Genomic DNA, 13846 nt, shown 5'->3' on the forward strand with positions numbered 1-13846 from the left:
TCAGGCCTTCTCGGGCTTGGCAGGCTTGTCAGAGCCGACCACCCACATCGAGTAGTACTGTGAGCCGCCGCCGTAGGCGTGCCCCAACGCCTTTCGCGCGTTGGGCACCTGATGATCCCCGCCCTTGCCCATCACCTGGATCGCCGCTTCGGCGAAGCGGATCAGGCCCGAGGCCCCGATCGGGTTCGACGACAGCACTCCGCCCGACGGGTTCACCGGCAGCCGCCCGCCGATCTTGGTCTCGCCGGCCTCGGTGAGTTTCCAGCCCTCGCCCTCCGGGGCAAACCCGAGATTTTCCAACCACATCGGCTCGAACCACGAGAACGGCACGTAGATCTCCGCGGCGTCGATTTCGTCGATCGGGCTGGTGATGCCGGCGGCCTTCCACAGCGCGGCGGCCGCGTCGCGCCCGGCCTGCGGGCTGACCTGGTCGCGGCCGGAGAACTGGAGCGGCTCGGTGCGCAACGCGGTGGCATGGATCCAGGCGACCGGATTTCCCTGCGCCAGGCGGGCTTCGGCGATCTCCTCGTCGCCGATCACCACGGCGCAGGCGCCGTCCGACGACGGGCAGGTCTCGTCGTAGCGGATCGGGTCCCACAGCATCGGCGACTCCATCACCTTCTCCAGGGTGATGTCGGGCTGGTGCAGGTGGGCCAGCGGATTGCGCGCGCCGTTGAGCCGGTCCTTGACCGCGACCATGGCGCCGATGTTCGTCGGAGCACCGGATCGCCGGATGTACGACCGGACGTGCGGGGCGAAATAACCGCCCGCACCGGCGCCGACGGGCTTGATGAAGGGGATCGGAATCGACAACGCCCACATGGCATTTGATTCCGATTGCTTTTCCCAGGCCATCGCCAGCACGCGCCGGTACTTCCCCGACTGCACCAGGCTGGCGGCCACCACCCCGGTGGATCCGCCGACGGAACCCGCGGTGTGCACCCGGATGAGCGGCTTGCCGGTGGCCCCCATCGCGTCGGCCATGAACAGCTCGGGCATCATGACGCCCTCGAAGAAGTCGGGCGCCTTGCCCACCACGACGGCGTCGATGTCGTCGAACGTGGAACCGGAGTCACCCAGCGCCCGGTCGATGGCCTCGCGCACCAGGCCGTTCATCGAAACGTCCTGCCGCTTGGCGACGTACTTCGTCTGCCCGGTACCCAGTACCGCGGCGAGGTGTGCCCCTGCACCGGCCATCAGTTCTTTCCTTCCATGACCGCGACCAGGTTCTGTTGCAGGGCGGGCCCGCTGGTGGCGTGCGCAAGCACCCGCCCGGCCGAACCGTTCCAGATGTGTTGTGCCGCAAAGCCGATGCGCTCGAGGCCGGCGACGAACATGGGGTTGGCCGCCAGTGCGCCGCCGGACGGATTGACCTTCGTCGCCCCCGGTATGCTGATCGCCTCCGCGAGGATCAGGTGCTGGTGGGTGAACGGCGCGCAGATCTCGGCCACGTCGAGATTGCGGGTGTTCCCACCTGTGGCCGCCTTGGCCGCGGTGCTGGTCGACGGAGATTCGGTGAGATCCCGCACGCCCAGCGACGGGGATTCGATGCGGTGTTCGATGCCGGTAATCCAGGCCGGGTTTTCGCGCAACTCGCGCGCCCGGTCGTCGGCGGCGAGCACGATCGCGGCGGCGCCGTCGGTGATCGGGGCGATGTCGTGCCGGCGCAGCGGGTCGGCGAAGAACGGCCGCTCGAGCAGTTCGTCCAGGCTGACGGGAGGTTGCACGGAGTCCACCCGTTTTGCGCACGCGAAGGAATCGAACGCGACGCGCGCCATCTGTATGTCGGTCCACTTGCCGGTGTCCAGGCCGACGCGGGCCTGTAGCCCGGCCATCGACACCGAGTCCGGCCACAGCGGCGCGACGGTGTAGGGGTCGGTCTGCCGCGACAAGACGCGACGCAGGATTCCGGCGGAGGACTTGCCGAAGCCGTACACCAGCGCGGTGTCGACCTCGCCGGTCAGAATCTTGATGTAGGCCTCGTAAAGCGCCCACGCCGCATCCATCTCGACGTGCGATTCGTTGATCGGGGGGACCGCGCCGATGGAGTCGATCGCCGAGATGAACGAAAACGCCCGTCCCGCAAGGTAGTCGGACGAGCCCGAGCACCAGAAACCGATGTCGGCCTTGGTGATGCCGAGCTCCTCGTAGAGCTGGGCGAAGCACGGCATCAGCATCTCGACGCCGTTGGTGGTGCCGTCGGTGCGGCGGACATGCGGGGCGTGGGCAAAGCCGACGACCGCGACGTTGCGAGCGCTCATGTGCAAGTAAGCCCTTTACAGGTGGTGCTTGTAGGTGTCGTAGTCGGCGTCGGGTTCCCCGGTCGGCCGGAAGTACTCGATGTTGTCGATGCCAAATCCCCACTCCTCGCGGGGTTTCCACACCGCCTCGACGCGCATGCCCATCCGCACGTCATGCGCGTCGACGTCGGCGACCAGATGCAGGAACGGGATGTCGGCGCCGTCGAGCAGCACGTAGGCCGCCACGTAGGGCGGCTTGATGCGCTGGCCCTGGAACGGGATGTTGATGATCGCGAACGTCGTCACCGTGCCCTTGTCGGGCAGTTCGACGAATTCGGTGGTCGGCTGGCCGGTGGCCGGGTCGGCCCCGTGCGGCGGGAAATAAACCTTGCCGGCCTCACCGGTGCGCGCCCCCAACAGCTTCCCCTCGGCGATGGCGCGCAAATACGCGCTCTCCTCGTGCGAGGCGGTGTGCTGAATCGTCAGCGAGATCGGCGTGACGATCATGGTGACCGGTTCCCGCTCCCCCTCGGGCGATTCCGGGACCGGCTCGGCGTCGTCACCCAGCTTGAAGTAGGCGATGTCGGTGATGGCGCCGACCGGCTCGTCGGCCCAGTGCACGTGCACCCGGGCTCCGGTGCGGATCGCGTCGGATTCGCCTGCGTCCACGGCGTGCATCAGCAGCGTGTCGGCGCCGTCCAGCTTGATCAGCGCCCACGCGAACGGCCGGTCCAGCGGCTGACCCTCCAGCGGCTCGGGCTGCCAAGTCCAGGAGGCGACGGTGCCGACGGACGACACCGGTACCATCTCGCCCAGCGGCTCATAGGTAACCGGGTCATATTCCGCCGGCGGGACATGCACCCGGCCATCCGATCCGCGCACCCCGAGGATGCGGCGCTCACGCAACGCGGTGAAGAACTTGCCGAGCGTGGGGCCCACCGAACGGGTGTAGTCGAAGGACAACGTCAGTGGCGCGGAGAGTGGTGGCTCAGGGTGATCGATCAGGGTCGGGCTGCTCGAGCTGGCTGTCACGCCTTCGAGTAGAACAGGTTCTAAGAATCGTTTCAAATTTTTTCGGATCGGGACGGCCTAAGGAAGGCGGAGGCCATGAAGCTTGGGTTGCAGCTGGGGTATTGGGGCGCTCAACCGCCGGACAACACCGGGGAACTCGTCGCCGCGGCCGAGGCGGCCGGATTCGATGCCGTGTTCACCGCCGAGGCGTGGGGATCCGACGCCTACACGCCGCTGGCCTGGTACGGATCCTCGACGTCGCGGCTGAGGCTGGGCACGTCGGTGATCCAGCTGTCCGCACGCACGCCGACGGCCTGCGCCATGGCCGCCCTGACGCTCGACCACCTGTCCGGGGGCCGGCACATCCTCGGGCTGGGCGTGTCCGGCCCGCAGGTGGTCGAGGGCTGGTACGGCCAGCGGTTCCCCAAGCCGCTGGCCCGCACCCGCGAGTACATCGACATCCTGCGGCAGGTGTGGGCGCGGGAGAAGCCGGTGACCAGCGACGGCCCCCACTACCCGCTGCCGCTGACCGGCCCCGGGACGACCGGGCTGGGCAAGGCGCTCAAGCCCATCACCCATCCGCTGCGCGCCGACATCCCGATCATGCTGGGCGCCGAGGGCCCGAAGAACGTCGCGCTGGCCGCCGAGATCTGCGACGGCTGGCTGCCGATCTTCTACACGCCGCGGATGGCCGACACCTATAACGAATGGCTCGACGAGGGATTCGCCCGGCCCGGCGCGCGGCGCAGCCGCGAGGACTTCGAGATCTGCGCGACCGCCAACATCGTCATCACCGACGACCGCAGCGCCGCGTTCGCGGCGATGAAGCCCTATCTGGCCCTCTACATGGGCGGGATGGGCGCGGAGGACACCAACTTCCACGCCGACGTCTACCGCCGGATGGGCTACGCCGAGGTCGTCGACGACGTGACGAAGCTCTTTCGCAGCAACCAGAAGGACAAAGCCGCGACCATCATCCCCGACGAGCTCGTCGACGACGCCGCTATCGTCGGCGACATCGACTACGTCCGTAAGCAGGTCAAGGTCTGGGAAGCCGCGGGCGTCACCATGATGGTGATCTCCGGCCGCAGTACAGAGCAGATCAACGAAGTAGCCACGCTCATCTAGGCCGTCCTTGCCAGGGGATTAGAACGCGTTCTAGATTGACCGGATGACAGCCTCGCAGCACACCATCGCGGGCAGGGTGCTCACCATGCCGGTCGAGATCCGCAAGGCGACCCAGCACATGGCGATGTTCTCGGTGGACGCCGATGCCGCCCAGCACCTCATCGGCTATAGCGGCCTGCAGGTCTGCCGCTACCTGCCCGGGCGCGCGATCGTCGTCTTGATGCTGATGCACTACATCGACGGCGACCTGGGCCAGTACTACGAATTCGGCACCAGCGTGATGGTGAATCCTTGCGGGTCGAGCGCGAGCGGACCACGCGCACTGCAGTCGGCGGGAGCCTTCATCCACCACCTGCCCGTCGACCAGGCGTTCACGCTGGAAGCGGGAACGAAGATCTGGGGCTACCCGAAAGTCATGGCGGACTTCACCGTTCGGGAGGGCCGTGAATTCGGTTTCGACTGCACCGTCGACGGTCAACTGGTCATCGGCATGGAATTCCAGCGCGGCCTGCCGTTCCGGCTGACCCCGCGCCACCAGGCGCAGCGCAGCTACTCGTACCGCGACGGAGTCACCCGCGAGACGGCCTTCGAATACACGCTTGACGGCGTGCGCACCCGACTCGGCGGCGTGCGCGTCCGGCTGGGCGATCACCCCTACGCGAAAGAGCTGGCGTCGCTGGGCCTTCCGAAACGCGCGCTGCTTTCCAGCTCCGCTGAGAACGTGCAGATGACATTCGGCGACGCCCAGGAGATCTCATGACGATGACCTCGACGACGAGACCGGACGTCGACCTGACCGACGGAGCTTTCTACGCGGGTGACTCCCGCAGCGTCTACCGCTGGATGCGGGAGCACGAGCCGGTGTTTCGGGACCGCAACGGGCTGGCCGCGGCGTCGACGTACCAGGCGGTGATCGAGGCCGAGCGCAACCCCGAGCTGTTCTCCAATGCCGGCGGCATCCGACCCGACCAGGACGGCGTCGAGATGATGATCGAGATGGACGATCCGCAACATCTGTTGCGCCGCAAGCTCGTCAACTCCGGTTTCACCCGCAAGCGCGTGAAAGACCAGGAGTCCAAGATCGTTTCGCTGTGCGACACGCTGATCGACGCCGTGTGCGAACGCGGCCAGTGCGACTTCGTCTGGGACCTCGCCGCACCGCTGCCGATGGCGGTCATCGGCGACATGCTCGGGGTGCGCCCCGAGGAACGCAAGATGTTCCTCAAGTGGTCCGATGATCTGGTCAGCTTCCTGAGCAGCACTGCGGCGCAAGAGGATTTCCAGGTCAGCATGGATGCCTTCGCCGCCTACACCGAATACATGATGGGGATGATCGCGGCCCGCAAGGAGGAACCGACCGACGACCTGGTCAGCGTCCTCGTGCACGCGGAGGTCGAGGGATCACGCCTGGAGGACCACCAGATCGTCACCGAGGTGCTGCTGCTGCTGATCGGCGGCGACGAGACCACCCGTCACACGCTGTCCGGCGGAACCAGGCAGCTGCTGCTGCACCCCGATCAGCACCGGCGCCTGGTGAACGATTTGGGATTGCTGCCCAACGCGATCGAGGAGATGCTGCGCTGGACCGCGCCGGTGAAGAACATGGCGCGCACGATCACCGCCGACACCGACTTCCACGGCGCCCGGTTGAACAAGGGCGAGAAGATGATCCTGCTGTTCGAGTCGGCGAACTTCGACGAGAGGGTCTTCGACGATCCGGAGAGCTTCGACATCGAGCGTTACCCGAATAACCACCTCGCCTTCGGCTTCGGCACGCACTTCTGCCTCGGCAACCAGCTCGCCCGGCTGGAGCTGTCGATCATGCAGACGCGCCTGCTGCAACGGCTGCCGGACATGCGGCTGGCCTCCGACGCCGAACTGCCGCTCCGGCCGGCAAACTTCGTGTCCGGCCTCGAGAAGATGCCGGTGGCGTTCACCCCGGGCGCGCCTTCGCCCTGACTTTGTCCCTTCACCGAGCGTGAAACTGCCGCGAAATGCCGGCACGAAACTCGCGACAGTTTCACGCTCGGCGGTCCCATGCCGCTGATACCCGGCCGATGACCCCACCTGGAGTGTCTTCAGCCGTAACCCGGACGTCGATCCAGCCCAATTCTGCAATCGCTTCGGCGCGCCGGATGTCCTGGTTGAACCGCCGTCGGTCTGTGCGGTGGTGGTCGCCCTCGTAGTCCGCGGCGACCTTCACCTCCTCCCAGCCCATGTCGAGGACGGCGATCAGCTGGCCGTATCGGTCATGCACGGGTATTTGAGTGCGCGGACGTGGGAAGCCGGCCCGAATGAGTAAGAGGCGCAGCCAGGTTTCGCGAGGCGACTCCGCGCCGGCATCCACGAGATCCAGCGCGGCGAGCGCCCGCCGGATGCCTCGGCGCCCCCGGTAGCGCTCCGCAAGTAGCTCGACGTCTGCCATCTTGAGGCGGGTCGATCGGGCGAGGGCATCAATCAGCGCGACCGCCCTGTCTACTGGATAGCGCGACGCCAGGTCGAGGGCGGTGCGTACCGGCGTCGTCACCGCCATCCCCTTCAGCGTCGCGACCTCGTCGTCCTCGATGCGATCCGCCCACGTGCGGATCTGCACGGGCGCGTGCCGATTGTCGTAGATGAGTTCGGCGGGTGCCTTTCCATCGATCCATTTGGCGCCGTGCAACGCCGAGGCCGAGCGGCCAGCGATGACGCCTCGCCGCCGCGACCATAACCACGCCGCCTCGGCGCGCACCACGGCGGTGATCTCGGCATCCCGCGGTACGTACACGTCGCGGTGAAGCGCGACGAACCTGCTGCGCAGGGCATACGGCGTGACACGACCGGATGCGACGGCCTCACTACCTATGATTAGCGGTCCCACGCGCAGGAGTGTGCCGGGTAGGACCGACACTTCACCGAGTGTGAAACTGCCGAGAGAAAAATGCGGAAACTCGCAATAGCTTCACGCTCGGCGGCGGAAGGTCAGCGGTTTTTGAACTGCGGCTTGCGCTTCTCGGCGAACGCCCGCGGGCCTTCCTTGGCGTCGTCGGACAGGAACACCTTGATACCGATCTGGGTGTCGATCTTGAAGGCGTCGTTCTCGTTGAGGCCCTCGGTTTCGCGGATCGCCCGCAGGATCGCCTGCACGGCGAGGGGACCGTTGTTCTCGATCAACTCCGCGATCTCCAGCGCCTTGGTCAGCGCTTGGCCGTCGGGCACCAGATAGCCGATCAGGCCGATCTCCTTGGCCTCGGCGGCGGTGATGTGCCGGCCGGTCAGCAGCAGATCGCACGCGACGGTGTACGGAATCTGCCTGACGAGCCGCACGGCCGAGCCGCCCATCGGGTACAGGCTCCACTTGGCCTCGGAGATGCCGAACTTGGCGCTCTCGCCGGCGACCCGGATGTCGGTGCCCTGCAGGATCTCGGTGCCCCCGGCGATCGCGGGTCCCTCGACGGCCGCGATCAGCGGTTTGGTCAGCCGTCGACCCTTCAGCAGGGCGTCGATCCGTGACGGGTCGTAGCTGCCGTCCTTGAACGACTCACCCGGGGGCTTCTTGGTTGCCGCCTTGAGATCCATGCCGGCGCAGAAGTAGCCACCGGCCCCGGTGAGGATGCAGCAGCGGATGTCGTCGTCGTTGTCGACGCGGTCCCAGGCCTGCACCATGATTTCCATCATTTCGGTGCTCAGCGCGTTGCGCGCGTGCGGCCGGTTCAACGTGACGATCAGGGTGTGACCGCGCTGTTCGACGAGCGCATCCGGTTCCGAGGGGCCCGTTGATTCGTTTGCTGGAGCCTGAGCCACGGCTACCGCCTTTCGGTCGACGTCGGGGGCGAGCTTGTCAAGAAATGTAACACGTTCTAATTTGGTGGCCGTGGCCCTGAATATCGCCGACCTTGCCGAGCACGCCATCGACGCTGTGCCTGACCGTGTCGCCCTCATCTGCGGCGACGAGAAGCTGACCTACGCCCAACTGGAGGAGAAGGCCAACCGTCTCGCGCACTACCTGATCGACCAGGGCGTCAAGAAGGACGACAAGGTCGGGCTGTATTGCCGCAACCGCATCGAGATCGTGATCGCGATGCTCGGCATCGTCAAGGTCGGCGCCATCCTCGTCAACGTCAACTACCGCTACGTCGAGGGCGAGCTGCGCTACCTGTTCGACAACTCCGACATGGTGGCGCTGGTGCACGAGCGCCAATACTCAGACCGGGTCGCCAACGTGCTGCCGGACACCCCGAACCTCAAGACGATCCTGGTCGTCGAGGACGGCTCCGACGCCGACTACCAGCGCTACGGCGGTGTCGAGTTCTACTCGGCGATCGCGCAGGGCTCACCCGAGCGTGACTTCGGCGAGCTTCTAGGTAATCGCAGCGCCGACGACATTTATCTCTTGTACACCGGCGGCACCACCGGCTTCCCCAAGGGTGTGATGTGGCGCCACGAGGATATCTACCGGGTGCTGTTGGGTGGGACCGACTTTGCCACGGGCGAATTCGTCAAGGACGAGTACGACCTGGCCAAGGGCGCGAGCGCCAATCCGCCGATGATCCGCTACCCGATTCCGCCGATGATCCACGGTGCCACCCAGTCGGCGACCTGGATGTCGATCTTCTCGGGCCAAACCACCGTGCTGGCACCGGAATTCAACGCCGAAGAGGTATGGCGCACAATCCACGAACACAAGGTGAACCTGCTGTTCTTCACCGGTGACGCCATGGCGCGGCCGCTGCTCGACGCGCTGGACAAGGACCACGGATACGACCTGTCGTCGCTGTTCCTGCTGGCCAGCACCGCGGCGCTGTTCTCGCCGAGCATCAAGGAGAGGCTGCTGGAGCTGCTGCCCAACCGGGTCATCACCGACTCAATCGGTTCCTCCGAGACCGGTTTTGGTGGCACCAGCGTCGTCGCCGCGGGTGCGCCACACAGCGGTGGCCCCCGCGTCACCATCGACCACCGCACCGTCGTGCTCGACGAGGAGGGCAACGAGGTGAAGCCGGGCTCGGGCGTGCGCGGCTTCATCGCCAAGAAGGGCAACATCCCGGTCGGCTACTACAAGGACGAGAAGAAGACGGCCGAAACCTTCAAGACCATCAACGGCGTTCGCTACGCCATCCCCGGCGACTGGGCCCTGGTGGAGGAGGACGGCACGGTCACGATGCTCGGCCGCGGCTCGGTGTCGATCAACAGCGGCGGCGAGAAGATCTATCCCGAGGAGGTCGAGGCCGCGTTGAAGGGCCACCCCGACGTCTTCGACGCCCTGGTGGTCGGCGTGCCCGACCCCCGTTACGGCCAGCACGTGGCGGCCGTGGTGCAGCCCCGGCCCGGTTGCCGGCCGTCACTGGCGGAGCTGGACAGTTTCGTGCGCTCCGAGATCGCCGGATACAAAGTGCCGCGCAGCCTTTGGCTCGTCGACGAGGTAAGGCGTTCGCCCGCGGGCAAACCCGACTACCGCTGGGCCAAGGAGCAGACCGAGGCCCGCCCGGCCGACGACGTGCATGCGAGCCACGTGACGACCTGATGCGCCTAACCTAGCCGCGTGACCGACTTCGTCAAGGCGCACCCGGACGCGCCCACCGGCTACTTCGCCTGGGAGGCGGCGGGTTTGCGGTGGCTTGCCGGCGTCGACGGCGGTGTTCCCTGCGCGGAGGTCGTTTCCGTTGGCGCAACGAGCCTGACCCTGCGGCGGCTGGGATCCGCGAGCCCGAGCGCCGAGGCGGCGGAGGCGTTCGGCGCCCAATTGGCCGTCACGCACGACGCGGGCGCCGCGGCGTTCGGCGCGGGGCCCGAGGGGTGGGACGGGGCCGGGTTCTTCGGGCCGCTCTCCCGGCCCCTGCCGATGTCGCTGCGGCGGCATCGACGCTGGGGCGATTTCTACGCCGACGAGCGGCTGGCCCCGATGGCCGGGCTGGCGGCGGAGCGGCTCGGCGCGTCGACCCGGGCGGCGATCGACGCCGTCGCGGCGCGGTGCCGGGCGGGCGACTTCGACGACGATGACCGGCCGGCCCGGCTGCACGGCGATCTGTGGAGCGGCAACGTGATGTGGACGCCCGGCGGGGTGGTGCTGATCGACCCGGCCGCGCACGCCGGTCACCGCGAGACCGACCTGGCGATGCTCGCGCTGTTCGGCTGCCCGCACTACGACGCCGTCCTCGTCGGCTACCAGCGCGTCCGACCGCTGAAACCCGGCTGGCGCAACCGCACCGGGCTGCACCAGCTTTTCCCGCTGCTGGCCCACGTGGTGCTGTTCGGCGGCGGGTACGCGCGGCAGACGGACGCCGCCGCCCGCGCCGCGCTGGCCGCCTGACCGGCGTCTACTGCTGGATTGCCCGCCTCTCCCCCGCGAGCGGGAGGTGCCCCCACCTCTCGCCGCTTCGCGGCGCGCATCGTCGGCGGGCTAATGTCGAGGCGCGATGACGATCGATGTCTGGATGCAACACCCGACGCAACGGTTCCTGCGCAGCGACATGTTGGCCTCGCTGCGGCGCTGGACCGGCGGGTCGATCCCCGACGCCGACATCCCGATCGAGGCGACCATCGCGGCGATGGACTCCGCCGGGGTAGGCTTCGGCCTGCTGAGCGCCTGGCGCGGTCCGAATGGCCAGGACTTGGTCTCCAACGACGAGGTCGCCGCGTGGGTGCGATCCCACCCGAACCGCTTCGCGGGCCTGGCCGCGGTGGACCTCGATAGCCCGATGCAGGCGGTCCGCGAGCTGCGGCGTCGGGTGAGGGAAGGGTTCGTGGGTCTGCGGGTGGTGCCGTGGCTCTGGAACGCGCCGCCCACCGACCGCCGCTACTATCCGCTGTTCGCCGAATGCGTGGAGTCCGCCGTGCCGTTCTGCACTCAGGTCGGTCATACCGGCCCGCTGCGGCCGTCGGAGACCGGACGCCCGATTCCCTACATCGACCAGGTGGCGCTCGACTTTCCCGAGCTCGTCATCGTGTGCGGCCACGTCGGCTATCCGTGGACCGAGGAGATGGTCGCCGTCGCCCGCAAGCACGAGAACGTCTACATCGACACCTCGGCCTATACGATCAAGCGACTTCCGGACGAGCTCGTCCGCTTCATGAAAACCGGTACCGGACAACGCAAAGTCCTGTTCGGCACCAACTACCCGATGATCACCCCCACGCACGCTCTGGCGGCCCTGGATGAACTCGGACTCAGCGATGAGGCGCGCCGAGACTTCCTGCGCGGCAACGCCGAACGTGTCTTCGGACTGGAGGCAAACAGGTGAACGGCGCTCAGGCCCTGATCAACACCCTGGTCGACGGCGGCGTCGACGTCTGCTTCGCCAACCCCGGCACGTCGGAGATGCACTTCGTGGCGGCACTCGACGCCGTTCCCCGAATGCGGGGCGTGCTGGCGCTTTTCGAGGGCGTGGCCACCGGCGCGGCCGACGGCTACGCCCGCATCGCCGACCGGCCCGCCGCGGTGCTGCTGCACCTGGGCCCCGGATTGGGCAACGGCCTGGCCAACCTGCACAACGCGCGGCGCGCGCACGTGCCGATGGTGGTTGTCGTCGGCGACCACGCCACCTACCACAAAAAGTACGACGCCCCACTGGAATCCGACATCGACGCGCTGGCCGGCAGCGTCTCGGGATGGATGCGCCGCACCCAGGAGAGCGCCGACGTCGCGTCCGATGCCGCCGAGGCGATCGCCGCCAGCCGGTCGGGCTCGCAGATCTCCACCCTGATCCTGCCCGCCGACGTGTCCTGGTCCGACGGGGCGCAGCCCGCCGCCACCGCGCCAGCGCGCCCGGCCGGCGCCGACCCGCAACTCGCGCTTGTGGCGCTCGAGGTGCTGCGCTCCGGTGAGCCCACGGTGCTGATGATCGGCGGCGACGCCACCCGTGGGCGAGGGCTGGCGGCCGCCGCGCGGATCGCCCAGGCGACCGGGGCCCGGCTGCTGTGCGAAACGTTTCCGGCGCGGCTCGAGCGCGGCGCGGGCGTTCCTGCGGTGGAGCGGCTGGCCTACTTCGCCGAGGCGGCCACCGCGCAGCTGAACGGCGCCAAGCATCTGGTGCTGGCGGGCGCCAAGTCGCCGGTGTCCTTTTTCGCTTACCCGGGCATGCCCAGCGACCTGGTGCCGGCCGGCTGCGAGGTGCACGTCCTCGCCGAACACAGCTGTGCCGCAGACGCTTTGGCCGCGCTGGCCGACGAGGTGGCACCCAATACGGTCGCGCCGGTGGCGGCGGCGTCGCGCCCGCAGCTGGCGACGGGTGCACTGACGTCGGCGTCGGCCGCCGACGTGATCGGGGCGTTGCTGCCCGACGGCGCGATCGTCGTCGACGAGTCGAACACGTCCGGCGTGCTGCTCCCGCAGGCCACTGCCGGTGCGCCGGCTCATGATTGGCTGACGCTGACCGGCGGCGCGATCGGCTACGGCATCCCGGCCGCGGTGGGTGCCGCGGTGGCCGCACCCGGTCGTCCGGTGCTGTGCCTGGAATCCGACGGGTCCGCCATGTATACGATCTCGGGGTTGTGGACGCAGGCGCGCGAGAAACTCGACGTGACCACCGTGCTCTATGACAACAGCGCCTACGACATCTTGCGCGTTGAGCTGCAACGCGTCGGCGCCGGGTCGTCTCCCGGTCCCAAGGCGCTTGATCTGCTCGACTTATCCCGTCCTACAATGGATTTCGTCAAGATCTCCGAGGGGATGGGTGTTCCGGCGCGTCGCGTCACGACCGCCGAGGAGTTCGCCGACGCCCTGCGCGCCGCCTTCGCCGAACCCGGGCCGCACCTTATTGACGCCGTGGTGCCGTCACTGATCGGCTAGCTATCGCGGGAAGCTGGCCGACGAGCCAGTCCGTCATCGAGTCGAGGACGTCAACCGCGGCCTCGAATGCGTTTGCTTCGGCCGCCAACGCCACACCCACGTGTGCGGGGTGCGCTGGGAGGACGCCGAACTGCCGGACCAAGTAGCCGTCGGTCAACCCGGGTCCCCAACCACCCTTGGCCGCAAAACCTTTCGCGGCCAGGCCCCAGCGCTGGCCCGGGGTGAGGCGGTGCATCAGGTCGATGACCGTCGCCGCGTCACCGATGCCGGGCAGCGCGGCGGCGAATCGCGCCTGCCGATCAAGCTGCCATTGCGTTTGGCCGAACGCCGTGAAACCCGGGCGGCGTCGTTGCGATTCGACCACTGTGGCCGTGTCACCGCCTTCGTTGACGACGGCTTGCACCCGTTCGGCAGCCTCCGCCGGCTCGCCCAGCTGAGACCACAATCGCTCCGACGCCTGATTGTCGGATTCGGTGATGGCTCTGACGACCAGGTCCCGGGCGCGTGGCCGATCACGACGCAAGGCCGCGATGGCCAACGGCACCTTTATCGTCGACCACGCGACCCCCGAAGACCAGCTGCCCAACGAGAACACCTCGGTGAGAGCGGGACGGGCAATCGCGATGCCGACGGTCGCCGGCACGTTGGCGGCGAGCTCGTCGAAGCTCGCTTTCAGCTGCGGCGGCGGGGGAGTCATGTCGTG

The 13846-nt window shown here is 67.8% G+C and carries 13 protein-coding genes; 7 read left to right on the forward strand and 6 right to left on the reverse strand.

What is annotated here, in order from left to right:
- The 3 genes from VMD50_RS03625 to VMD50_RS03635 are packed head-to-tail and all read right to left on the reverse strand — an operon-like array spanning window position 1 to window position 3272.
- On the reverse strand, window positions 1-1197 hold the full coding sequence (locus VMD50_RS03625) for a thiolase domain-containing protein (RefSeq protein WP_325424942.1): 1197 nt from the start codon (window positions 1195-1197) through the stop codon (window positions 1-3).
- Window positions 1197-2261, reverse strand: a complete 1065-nt coding sequence (locus tag VMD50_RS03630) for a thiolase domain-containing protein (RefSeq protein WP_325424944.1) — start codon at window positions 2259-2261, stop codon at window positions 1197-1199. The genes VMD50_RS03625 and VMD50_RS03630 overlap by 1 nt, the downstream gene beginning before the upstream one ends.
- A 15-nt stretch (window positions 2262-2276) precedes the next feature.
- Window positions 2277-3272, reverse strand: a complete 996-nt coding sequence (locus tag VMD50_RS03635; protein ID WP_325424946.1) for a Zn-ribbon domain-containing OB-fold protein — start codon at window positions 3270-3272, stop codon at window positions 2277-2279.
- 75 nt (window positions 3273-3347) lie between these two features.
- Between VMD50_RS03635 and VMD50_RS03640 the strand changes: the two genes are divergently transcribed.
- From VMD50_RS03640 to VMD50_RS03650, 3 genes are read left to right on the forward strand one after another with little or no spacing between them, the layout of a single operon-like run.
- The gene (locus VMD50_RS03640) at window positions 3348-4379 is read left to right on the forward strand and encodes an LLM class F420-dependent oxidoreductase (RefSeq protein WP_325424948.1); all 1032 of its coding nucleotides are present in this window, start codon (window positions 3348-3350) and stop codon (window positions 4377-4379) included.
- Window positions 4380-4422: 43 nt separating this feature from the next.
- On the forward strand, window positions 4423-5139 hold the full coding sequence (locus VMD50_RS03645; protein WP_325424950.1) for an acetoacetate decarboxylase family protein: 717 nt from the start codon (window positions 4423-4425) through the stop codon (window positions 5137-5139).
- Between the two features lie 2 nt (window positions 5140-5141).
- On the forward strand, window positions 5142-6338 hold the full coding sequence (locus VMD50_RS03650; RefSeq protein WP_414685993.1) for a cytochrome P450: 1197 nt from the start codon (window positions 5142-5144) through the stop codon (window positions 6336-6338).
- Between the two features lie 61 nt (window positions 6339-6399).
- Here VMD50_RS03650 and VMD50_RS03655 read toward each other — a convergent pair whose 3' ends face one another.
- Both VMD50_RS03655 and VMD50_RS03660 read right to left on the reverse strand, forming a co-directional pair.
- On the reverse strand, window positions 6400-7239 hold the full coding sequence (locus tag VMD50_RS03655; protein WP_325424954.1) for a hypothetical protein: 840 nt from the start codon (window positions 7237-7239) through the stop codon (window positions 6400-6402).
- Between the two features lie 101 nt (window positions 7240-7340).
- Window positions 7341-8162, reverse strand: coding sequence for a crotonase/enoyl-CoA hydratase family protein (locus tag VMD50_RS03660; protein ID WP_325424956.1), 822 nt, complete (start codon window positions 8160-8162; stop codon window positions 7341-7343).
- Between the two features lie 64 nt (window positions 8163-8226).
- On the opposite strand from VMD50_RS03660, the gene VMD50_RS03665 reads away from it, so the two are divergent.
- The 4 genes from VMD50_RS03665 (at window position 8227) to VMD50_RS03680 (ending at window position 13143) form a co-directional block, all read left to right on the forward strand.
- Window positions 8227-9879 carry an acyl-CoA synthetase gene (locus tag VMD50_RS03665; protein ID WP_325424958.1) on the forward strand — a complete coding sequence of 551 codons (1653 nt, stop codon included), beginning with the start codon at window positions 8227-8229 and terminating at the stop codon, window positions 9877-9879.
- A gap of 18 nt (window positions 9880-9897) precedes the next feature.
- Window positions 9898-10665, forward strand: a complete 768-nt coding sequence (locus VMD50_RS03670; RefSeq protein ID WP_325424960.1) for a fructosamine kinase family protein — start codon at window positions 9898-9900, stop codon at window positions 10663-10665.
- Window positions 10666-10771: 106 nt separating this feature from the next.
- A complete protein-coding gene (locus VMD50_RS03675) occupies window positions 10772-11596 on the forward strand; it encodes an amidohydrolase family protein (RefSeq protein ID WP_325424962.1) in 825 nt (274 codons plus the stop codon).
- On the forward strand, window positions 11593-13143 hold the full coding sequence (locus tag VMD50_RS03680; protein ID WP_325424964.1) for an acetolactate synthase large subunit: 1551 nt from the start codon (window positions 11593-11595) through the stop codon (window positions 13141-13143). Before VMD50_RS03675 ends, VMD50_RS03680 begins: the two co-directional genes overlap by 4 nt.
- Here the strand turns inward: VMD50_RS03680 and VMD50_RS03685 are convergent.
- Entirely contained in the window at window positions 13109-13840 is a 732-nt protein-coding gene (locus VMD50_RS03685) for a serine hydrolase (protein WP_325425042.1), read from the reverse strand. The two genes, VMD50_RS03680 and VMD50_RS03685, sit on opposite strands and share 35 nt — an antisense overlap.
- Window positions 13841-13846: the final 6 nt, after the last annotated feature.

Source organism: Mycobacterium sp. (assembly GCF_035506235.1).
Classification (GTDB): Bacteria; Actinomycetota; Actinomycetes; order Mycobacteriales; family Mycobacteriaceae; genus Mycobacterium.

Coding starts and splice junctions, on each gene's coding strand:
- VMD50_RS03625 (WP_325424942.1), bottom strand. CDS start 1,197: ATGGCCGGTGCAGGGGCACACCTCGCCGCGGTACTGGGTACCGGGCAG.
- VMD50_RS03630 (WP_325424944.1), bottom strand. CDS start 2,261: ATGAGCGCTCGCAACGTCGCGGTCGTCGGCTTTGCCCACGCCCCGCAT.
- VMD50_RS03640 (WP_325424948.1), top strand. CDS start 3,348: ATGAAGCTTGGGTTGCAGCTGGGGTATTGGGGCGCTCAACCGCCGGAC.
- VMD50_RS03645 (WP_325424950.1), top strand. CDS start 4,423: ATGACAGCCTCGCAGCACACCATCGCGGGCAGGGTGCTCACCATGCCG.
- VMD50_RS03650 (WP_414685993.1), top strand. CDS start 5,142: ATGACCTCGACGACGAGACCGGACGTCGACCTGACCGACGGAGCTTTC.
- VMD50_RS03675 (WP_325424962.1), top strand. CDS start 10,772: ATGACGATCGATGTCTGGATGCAACACCCGACGCAACGGTTCCTGCGC.
- VMD50_RS03685 (WP_325425042.1), bottom strand. CDS start 13,840: ATGACTCCCCCGCCGCCGCAGCTGAAAGCGAGCTTCGACGAGCTCGCC.